General features: G+C 70.6%; 7 protein-coding genes. 6 read left to right on the top strand and 1 reads right to left on the bottom strand.

Annotated features, from left to right (window positions below; all coding sequences use genetic code 11):
• Positions 1–294 precede the first annotated feature (294 nt).
• Together ABZ464_RS32800 and ABZ464_RS32795 are read left to right on the top strand one after the other, a co-directional pair.
• Positions 295–3,132, top strand: a complete 2,838-nt coding sequence (locus ABZ464_RS32800) for a BTAD domain-containing putative transcriptional regulator (protein ID WP_359282952.1) — start codon at positions 295–297, stop codon at positions 3,130–3,132.
• 334 nt (positions 3,133–3,466) lie between these two features.
• On the top strand, positions 3,467–3,763 hold the full coding sequence (locus ABZ464_RS32795; RefSeq protein ID WP_359282949.1) for a DUF4232 domain-containing protein: 297 nt from the start codon (positions 3,467–3,469) through the stop codon (positions 3,761–3,763).
• Here ABZ464_RS32795 and ABZ464_RS32790 read toward each other — a convergent pair.
• Complete coding sequence (locus ABZ464_RS32790) at positions 3,741–4,331, bottom strand: PadR family transcriptional regulator (protein ID WP_359282946.1); 591 nt, start codon at positions 4,329–4,331, stop codon at positions 3,741–3,743. The two genes, ABZ464_RS32795 and ABZ464_RS32790, sit on opposite strands and share 23 nt — an antisense overlap.
• Before the next feature lie 54 nt (positions 4,332–4,385).
• Here ABZ464_RS32790 and ABZ464_RS32785 point away from each other — a divergent pair, with 54 nt between their 5' ends.
• From ABZ464_RS32785 to ABZ464_RS32770, 4 genes are all read left to right on the top strand, one after another.
• Complete coding sequence (locus tag ABZ464_RS32785; RefSeq protein WP_359282943.1) at positions 4,386–5,084, top strand: ABC transporter ATP-binding protein; 699 nt, start codon at positions 4,386–4,388, stop codon at positions 5,082–5,084.
• A 5-nt stretch (positions 5,085–5,089) separates the two neighbouring features.
• On the top strand, positions 5,090–7,903 hold the full coding sequence (locus ABZ464_RS32780) for an ABC transporter permease (protein ID WP_359282973.1): 2,814 nt from the start codon (positions 5,090–5,092) through the stop codon (positions 7,901–7,903).
• A gap of 232 nt (positions 7,904–8,135) precedes the next feature.
• The gene (locus ABZ464_RS32775; protein WP_359282942.1) at positions 8,136–8,972 is read left to right on the top strand and encodes an alpha/beta hydrolase; all 837 of its coding nucleotides are present in this window, start codon (positions 8,136–8,138) and stop codon (positions 8,970–8,972) included.
• Positions 8,973–9,212: 240 nt separating this feature from the next.
• On the top strand, positions 9,213–9,428 hold the full coding sequence (locus tag ABZ464_RS32770) for a hypothetical protein (RefSeq protein ID WP_359282941.1): 216 nt from the start codon (positions 9,213–9,215) through the stop codon (positions 9,426–9,428).
• Positions 9,429–9,431: the final 3 nt, after the last annotated feature.

Here is a 9,431-nt window from a genome sequence, read left to right as displayed (position 1 = left end):
CTGGCCGGTGTCGGCCTGGTCTGCGGTGTGCTCTCCATCCCGATCAGCGCCATGTCCCGCATCGCCCCGGCACAACTGCTGGCGAGGGAATGAGCAGCCGTCCGCTGAGGACGTGGCACACTCCCGGCTTCCGTCCCTTTCCGCGTCGACGACGATTCCAGCCACTGGGCTGGGTACGGAAGCTGCTGGTGGGCGCCCTCTGCCCCCTTGGAACACGGCCTTCACACCCGAGGCCGGTGGGGCAGTACCGTTGCCTGAGTAGGGACGGTGGCCCAGTACGTAGTGGATGTTGTGATGCGGTTCGAGATACTGGGCCCCTTGCGGGTGTGGCAGGGGGAGAGGGAACTCGATCTGGGGTTTCCTCAGCAGCGTGCGTTGCTGGGCCTGTTGCTGGTCCAGGCGGGCCGGCCGGTGGGGACGAGCGAGGTCGTCGACACACTGTGGGGCGAGGAAGCACCGGCCAGCGCCATGAACGTGGTGCGCCGCTATGTGGGCTCGCTGCGGCGACTGCTGGAGCCGGGGTTGCCACCCCGGGCGCCCGGGCGTCGGCTGCTCCGCCGCTCCGGCGGCTACCTGCTGGACGTACAGGAGGAAGAAGTCGACCTCCTGCGGTTCCGTGGCCTCACCCAGCGCGCCCGGCGTGCCATGAGCACCGGCCGGCCCGATGTGGCGGTCGGTCTGTTGGCGGAAGGACTGAGCCAGTGGCGCGGGCCGGTGGCCATGGGGATCCCCGAATCCGCGAGGGCGCACGTCGTGTTCACCGCCGTAGGACGCGAACTCGTGCAGGCCACGCAGGCGGCGGCCGACGCGGCGCTGCTGTGCGGCCGGGCGGAGGATGTCCTGCAGTGGGTGCGCCGGGCAGTCGTACTTGATCCCTTGAACGAGCCGTTGCACGCCCGGCTCGTCATGACGACGGCGGCCGCCGGACTCCAGGCCGAAGCGCTGTCGGCGTACGACGACATCCGAGGCCGGCTCGAGGAGGAGCTGGGCGTCTCTCCCGGGCCGGAGCTGCGCGAAGCCCATGGCCGGGTTCTCCGCCAAGAGCTGGAGTCATCCCGATCCCCACAGGGCCAGGAGGACCCGGCAGCCGAGTCGGCGCCGTTCGAGGCTCTCGCCCGGCCCGCCCAACTCCCGCCCGACCTTGCCGTGTTCGCAGGACGACGCACCGAACTCACCCGCCTGCGAGGGTTCACCCACGCCGTCACCGCCCCGACGGGACCGCCCGCAGCGGTCCTCATCAGCGGGATGGCGGGCGTGGGCAAGACCACGCTGGCGGTGCGCTGGGCCCACGAGGTGGCGAAACGATTCCCCGACGGCCAGTTCCACGTCGACCTGCGCGGCTTCGACGCCTCCCGTGCGGCGATGAAGCCCGAGGACGCCCTCAGCGCGATGGTCGAGGCGCTCGGGGTGTCACCACGCCGCATCCCGAGCGGCATGGACGCCCTCGCCGGGCTGTACCGCAGCCTGCTGACGGGCCGACGGGTCCTCGTCCTGCTGGAGAACGCCTGCGACCCCCAGCAGGTGCTCCCTCTGCTGCCCTCCTCCTCCGGCTGCCTGACCCTGGTCACCAGTCGCAGCGCGCTGCCCGGACTGATCGCCTCCGGCGCCCATCCGCTGCGCCTGGAACCGCCGTCCCTCACGGACGCCCACTCGTCCCTGGCGCTGCGGACCGGCGCCGAGCGCCTGGCGGCCGAACCCGAAGCCGCCGACGAGATCATCGCCCGCTGCGGCCGCCTGCCCCTGGCCCTGGCCATCGTGGCCGCCCGCGTCCAGACCCACCGAAACTTCCCACTGGCGGCCATCGCCGCCGAACTGCGGGACTCCCACGGCAGTCTCGACGCCTTCTCGGGCGGCGGAACCGCCGACGCCCGCGCCGCCTTCACCTGCTCCTACCGCCTCCTGCCACCCGACAGCGCCCGCCTGTTCCGGCTGCTGTCGCTGCATCCCGGATCCGACATCACGGCGAACGCGGCCGCTGCCCTCGCTGCGCTCCCGCCACGCCGGACTCGCGCGATCCTCGGCGAACTCGCGGGCGCCCACCTCCTCACCGAACCGATACCGGGCCGCTACGGCATGCACGACCTGCTGCGCGTGTTTGCCGCCGAGCTCACCGAGGACGAGGACACGCCTGCCGAACGGCACGCCGCGCAGTACCGGATGTTCGACCACTACCTGCATTCCGCCTACGCCGCCGATCAGTTGCTGAGTTCCAACCGGAACTTCCTGGAGCTTTCTCCGGCGCAACTCGACGCCCTTCCCGAGTCCTTCACCGACTACAGCCGTGCCAACGCCTGGTTCACAGCTGAGCGCGGCGTGCTGACAGCTGCCGTCACGCACGCCCTGAACACGGGTTTCCTCACCCACGCATGGCAACTGGCCTGTTCCATGGACAACTTTCTTTATGGGCAGGGACGGTGGCAGGACTCGGCAGCCGTCAAACGCACCGGTGTGGAGGCGGCGCGGCGGGAAGGGAACCTGCTCGGAGAGCTCACCACGCTACGCAAACTCGCCTCCGCGCTGGCTGACCTGGAGCAGTACGAAGCCTCCCGTGTGTACCTGGATCAGGCATTCCGGGCCGCCGAAGAACTCGGCGATCCGGCAGAGTGGGCCTTTACGCATGCGTCCATGGGCTGGCTTCTGGACCACCAGGGAAACTTCCGCGAGGCGCTGGACCACATCGGGGCAGCGATACGTCTTTTCCGGAGCGTCGGACTTCAGATCGCGGAGGGCGTTCAGCTCAGCGCCATGGCCTGGGTACATGTCGAGCTCGGAGAACACAGAGAGGCGATCGCCCGGTCCGAGGAGGCGATCCGCCTGCTGCGGACGCTCGGCAATCAGTACGGCGAGGCTCACGCCTGGTACGCCTGCGCGAGAGCGCATTACCACTTGAGCGAGTTCGAACCGGCGATCACCTGCTTCCGCCGAGCCCTCGAGATCTTTTCGCGGATCGGCCACTCGTACGACGAGGCAGGTGCCTGGGAACGGCTCGGCGACACCCACAACGCCGTCGGCGACCCGGACGCCGCCCGATCCGCCTGGGACCGCTCCGCAACCCTGTACGAACAAATCGAGCACCTGGACGCGGAACGGGTGAAAGCCAAGCTGAACGATTCAGCCGCCTACCTCTCGTAGGGCGCCGTCAGGCCGCCACCACCGAAACGACGTCCGTCACTGAAGCTGCCTTGGCGGACCAGGGGCGTGTCCACCAGAATCGCGCTGTCTGGAGACCGTTCGCGACGGACTGTGGATCGTCTACCGGGCGTACCTCGACGCCCACAGCCCTGCGGCCAAGGGATACGCCGATGACGTGCTGGACATCGTGGAGTGGGACCCGGTGAGACTGGAGCACTACCGGCACCGGTGACGGGCGGGGCATCCCCGTGATCGGAGTGAGTGATGTGACGGCGGCGGCGTCGTGATCGGCATCGCCGTGCGGAACCGAGGCAGGAGCAGCGTGCCCGACCCGATGAGACACCCGGTCGGCTTCGTCGACGGTGTCGGCGACGCGGTCACGCCGGATTCCGAGCGGGCCACCGGCCAGGAGGAGCCGGCGGTGACGTCGACGTCCGGCGCCTGTGCGTGGTCGGTGCCGACGTTCACCGGGTTGGTGGTCACCGGCGTCGTGGAGCCCGCGGCGGTCCTCGTCACCCCGCCCGACGAAACGGCGTCGATCAAGGTGGCCCGGAGCGGCGGCCGGGTCTCCGGTACGGGCCAGGCGTCGGTCCCGCAGGTGGGCCCGCTCAGGCCGGGCGACGGCGGTTGACCCCGGCGGCACCCTCGTCGGCACCGGCAGCCTGCGCTCCGGTCGCCGGCGTGAGCCGCTCGGCCGCGCCCTCCACCAGCTCCAGGTCGGCCTTGGTGTGGCCGATGGCCGCGTCCAGGAGGAGGGACACCAGCGGGTCGCCGGTGTGGGTGCGGCGCAGCCGGGTCAGCCCGGCGAGCTCCGAGAGGTAGGTCCGGCGCTGCGCCGCGACGAACGCGTCCAGCGTCTCGGCGCCGAGCGCGGAGGCACCGAACAGCTTGAGGAACAACTCGTCGCGGAACCCGCCCGTACGCACCCACGCACTGGTGGCCCAGTCCCGTACCTCCTCCTGCCCGGCCGTGGTGAGCCGGTAGAGGGTCTTGTCGGGCCGGTCCGGCTGGGCCACCTGGGACCGGGTGACGAAGCCGTCGCGGACCAGCCGGTCGAGGATCTGGTAGAGGTGGCCGATGTTGAGGCCGCCCCACTGCGGGCCGATGGCCTCCTCGAAGCGCCCCTTGAGCTCGTAACCGTGGCTTTCACCTTCGGTCAGCAGGGCGAGCACGGCGTGGTGCAGCGGCAATGTACACACCTCCTGGATTGTGACAATGTACCGCTGCATTGTCACAATGTAGGAGGAGCGGCAGTGAGTGTGAGGCTGAGGGGTGTGACCCGCCGGTATCCGGGGCTGGTGGCCCTGGACGGCGTCGATCTGGAGATCGGTGACAGCGAGGCGGTCGCGGTCACCGGCCCGTCGGGCTCGGGGAAGTCCACCGTGCTGCACCTGATCGGCGGCATGGACCGACCGGACGAGGGGACGATCGAAGTCGACGGCTCGGAGCTGACGGCACGCCGACTGGACGCTCACCGACGCCGGATCGGGTTCGTCTTCCAGCGCTTCCATCTGCTGCCCGCGCTCACGGTGCTGGACAACGTCCTCGCGCCCGTGCTGCCCCGCCGGGTGGACTTCGACCGACGGGCCCGCGCCATGGAACTCCTGGAGGCCGTCGGCCTCGCCGCCCGCGCCGACGCCCTGCCGTCCGAACTCTCCGGCGGACAGCAGCAACGGGTCGCGACAGCCAGGGCGTTGATCAACCGTCCGGGCCTGCTGCTCGCGGACGAGCCGACCGGCAACCTCGACAGCGCGACCGGCCGGGAGATCATCGACCTGTTGCTCTCCCTGCGTGAGCGCTACGGCATGACCCTGTTGCTCACCACCCATGACCCCGAGGTCGCCGTGAGCTGCGACCGGATCGTCCGGCTGCACGACGGCCGGATCGTCGCCGACGACCGACTCGCCCCCGACGACGACGTGTTCGACCGCCTCGGAGGGCTGCGCCCGTGATCGCCATGATCCTGTCCCAGCTGTGGCGCCGCCGCTCCCGCGCCCTGGCGCTCGCCTCGGGCATCCTGGTCGCCGCCACCAGCTTCACCCTGCTCACCTCGACGGTCACCACCAGCCAGGCCCGCACCACCGGCCTCGTCGAGGACAGCTCCCGCTCCGCCTACGACATCCTGGTCCGCCCGCCGGGTGTCGGCACGGACGTCGAGAAGGAACAGGGTCTGGTCGAGGCCAACTTCCTGTCCGGCGTCTTCGGCGGCATCACCCTCGGCCAGTACGAACGCATCAAGTCCCTCGCCGGCGTCGAGACCGCGGCACCGGTCGCCAACATCGGCTACCTCATGGTGCAGAGCACGGTCCCCGTCGATGTCTCCGCCTTCCGCGACAGCGACGCGCCCGCCCAACTCCTGCGTCTCACACCGACGTTGAAAGCGGGGCTGGGGAGCTACCCGATGGCCGACCAGTACGTCTACCTGACCCGCAACCCGATCGTCACGTACAAGAAGTGGAACAAGGCCGAGACCATCTGGCCCGACCTCCAGCACGAGATCGACGGCGACAAGAAGTACGCGGTGTGCTGGTTCTACAACGAGGACAAGAACGGGGACACGTTCGACAACCTGGGCGAGCGGCTGCCCCAGCCGCTGTTCGTGTGGAACCCCGTCCCCAAGACGGCTTTCACCCCCGACGCCCGCTCCCGGATGACCTGCGTACCGGGCGACGGCAAGGCCACGGCGCAGATCCCGGTCGCCTACCCGGTGCTTCTCTCGGCGATCGACCCGGTCGCCGAGGACCGGCTGGTGGGTCTGGGCGGCGCGGTCACCTCGGGCCGGATGCTCACCGAGAAGGACCGGCCCTTCTGGGGGCCAGACTCCTTCGACCTGAACCCGGTGGAGTCCCAACGACAGCACGACTGGCAGGTTCCCGTCATCCTCAGCAGCCGCGCCCTCACCGCCGGCACCCTCGATGCCACCGTGCAGCGACTCGACGTCGGCGACCCGGCCGCCCTCGGCGCACGGCTGAGCAGCCCACAGGCCCACGACTTCGTCAACGCCCTGAAGGGCCCGGACGTCGGCAGGGCCACCGCCGACCTCGGCACGGGCTTCCGCACGATAGCGAGCGCCGACGACTTCGAGGTCCCCCTGTACTGGACCACCGGTCCCGTCGACTATCAGGACACCGGGGACGGTCTCGTCGCACGGACCCGGCCCGCCCAGCCGAACGGCCTGTGGACCACCACCTACGAGAACGGCCTGACGCAGAACGTCCCCGAAGAGAACACCGGTACCCAGTTCCGCGAGGTCACTGCCCACGCCGCCACCGACTGCATGGCCTTCAAGACATGCATAGGCAAGGATGCCGGACGCGGTCCCACACCCATCCTGAACATCGTCGGCCGCTACGACACCGACAGACTGCGCGGCTTCTCCACCCTTTCCGAGGTCCCCCTGGAGACCTACCGGTTCCCGCAGGTCACCGGCGCCGACGCGGCCTCCCGGGCCGCCCTCGGTGACGAACCGCTGCGCCCCGACCGCAACCTCGGCGGCTACCTCAGCCCGCCCCCCACCCTGCTCACCACCCTCGACTCGCTCTCCGTCATCACCCACAGCCGCAGAAAACCCACCGCCCAGGAGAAGGCACCCGTCAGCGCCGTCCGCATCCGGGTGGCCGGTGTCACCGGCGTCGACCCCGCCTCCCGCGCCCGCGTCAACTCCGTCGCCGGACAGATCCGTACCGCCTATCCGAAGCTCCAGGTGGACGTCACCGTCGGCAGCTCGCCCGCACCGCAGACGGTGACCCTGCCGAGGGACGTCAAGGTCACCGAGTACTGGGTCGCCAAGGGCGTCGCCCTGCGGATCCTGCGGGCCGTGGACACCAAGAGCGCGGTGCTGTTCGGGCTGGTCCTGGTGGTCTGCGGACTCTTCCTCGCCCAGGCCGCGCTGGCCTCCGTACGCTCACGCCGCACCGAGATCGGCACCCTGCGCTGCGTCGGCTGGAGCGCGCCGGAGATCCTCCGGCTGATCCTCGGCGAACTCGCGGTGATCGGACTCGCCGCGGGCACCCTCGGCGCCCTCCTCGCCTACGGCCTGGGCGCCCTCATCGGCCTGCCCACCTCGGTGGCCAAGGCGGCCCTCGTCCTGCCCGTCTCCCTGCTGCTCGCGCTGACCGCGGGCGTGCTGCCCGCCTGGCGGGCGACCCGGGTGCAGCCGCTGGACGCGGTCACACCCCCGGTCACCGGAGTCCGCCGGGCGGTCGCCGTCCGCTCGGTCGTCGGCCTCGCGCTGCGCAACCTGCTGCGCGCCCCCGGCCGGACCGTGCTCGGCGCGGCCGGTCTGGCGCTCGGCGTGGCCGCGTTCACCGTGCTGCTCTCCCTCACCCTCGCCTTCCGCGGGGAGGTGGCCGGCTCGCTCCTCGGCAACGCCGTCGTCGCCCAGGCCCGTACCGCCGACTACGTCAGCGTGGCGCTGTCGCTGCTGCTCGGCGCGGCCGGCGCCGTGGACGTCCTGGTCCTCTCCCAGCGGGAGCGGGCCGCCGACCTCGCCGTGCTCGGCGCCACCGGCTGGTCGCGGCGCGAACTCGGCCGCCTCGCCCTGTACGAGGGCGCCGGCCTAGCCCTCCTGGGCGGCCTCACCGGAGCCGTCGCCGGACTGGCCACCGTCCTGATGATCGGTCAGGGGCTGTGGGAGGGACGGCTGCTGACCATGACCGGCGCGGCGCTCCTGGCGGCCCTGGCCGGTGTCGGCCTGGTCTGCGGTGTGCTCTCCATCCCGATCAGCGCCATGTCCCGCATCGCCCCGGCACAACTGCTGGCGAGGGAATGAGCCCCGGTCGACAGGGCTTGCGCCACACCCCGGGCCTTGCGCGGCAGCGGGCCGGGACACGTCCCTTCAGGGCACTTCCAGGCCAGAGGTGGTGCGCTCGAGGGCAACCGGCGTCGCTACGCGCGCCCTAGCGTGATGCCATCCCTGCCGCGAACGGCCGGACGACGGCTGCCGATGCGCCGATGCCGTCCGTGCAGCGCGGCCAGTCGCTTCGGACGAAGGAAACGAGACTTTGCCGTACATCACAGTGGGCCAGGAGAACTCCACCACCATCGACCTCTACTACGAGGACCACGGAACCGGGCAGCCGGTCGTCCTCATCCACGGCTTCCCGCTCGACGGCCACTCCTGGGAGCGGCAGAGCGCCGTGCTGCTCGAGGCCGGCTACCGCGTCATCACCTACGACCGCCGCGGCTTCGGACAGTCCAGCCAGCCCACCACCGGCTACGACTACGACACCTTCGCCGCCGACCTCAACACCGTGATGGAGACCCTCGACCTGACCGACGCCGTCCTGGTCGGCTTCTCGATGGGCACCGGCGAGGTCGCCCGGTACGTGTCCCGCCACGGCACCGCCCGGGTCGCCAAGGTCGCCTTCCTCGCGTCGCTGGAACCCTGCCTGCTCAAGAGCGACGACAACCCGGACGGAGTCGCCCCGAAGGAGTTCTTCGACGGCGTCGTCGCGGCCGTCAAGGCGGACCGCTACGCCTACTACACCGCCTTCTACCAGGACTTCTACAACCTGGACGAGAACCTGGGCACCCGGATCAGCGAGGAAGCCGTCCGCCGCAGCTGGGACGTCGCCGCGGGCGGCGGCTTCTTCGCCGCCGCTGCCGCGCCGTCGACCTGGTACACCGACTTCCGTGCCGACATCCCGGCTGTCGACGTGCCCGCCCTGATCCTGCACGGCACGGGCGACCGCATCCTGCCCGTCGAGGGAACGGCACGGCCCTTCCACAAGGCCCTGCCGTCCGCGGACTACGTCGAGATCGAGGGCGCCCCGCACGGACTGCTGTGGACCCACGCGGAGGAGGTCAACACCGCGCTCCTCGCCTTCCTGGCGAAGTGACCCCCTCGTTCCCCAGGCCCGCCCGCCGGGCCTGGGGAACGGATCGTCCGAGGGTGCGCGGACGCCTTGCCGCCGGTGACACGGTCGTACTGGCGGCGACGCGTACAAGTACAAGCACCCGGACGGCGGCGGCTTGCCGCGGTGGGCGAACGAGGTCAATGCGGCCGTGGGAAACAAGGCCATCAAGATCATGGTGGATCTGGGTGACCTGGATGAATCACCCACGAGATGGTGGCGTCGGTGGCGTTCCAGCGGCCGGGATGCTTCCGGCTGCGTGCTCCCGGTCACTCCGACATCGTGTCGTACCTGATCACGGGCATCATCAGCGTGCTCGCCGGCGTCCGTGCGCTCGGGCTCCGCCGCCGGCAGTTGAGTGCGGCCACCGCGCCGGCCCCCCAGCTGATCCTTCGCCCAGCCGTTCTCGCGGTTCTCGCCGGGATCGCCTTCGCGGGCTGAACC

The organism is Streptomyces sp. NPDC005820 (assembly GCF_040630255.1).
Classification (GTDB): Bacteria; Actinomycetota; Actinomycetes; order Streptomycetales; family Streptomycetaceae; genus Streptomyces.
The sequence above is the reverse complement of the archived record's forward strand: the minus strand, read 5'-3'. Positions and strand labels throughout refer to the sequence as shown.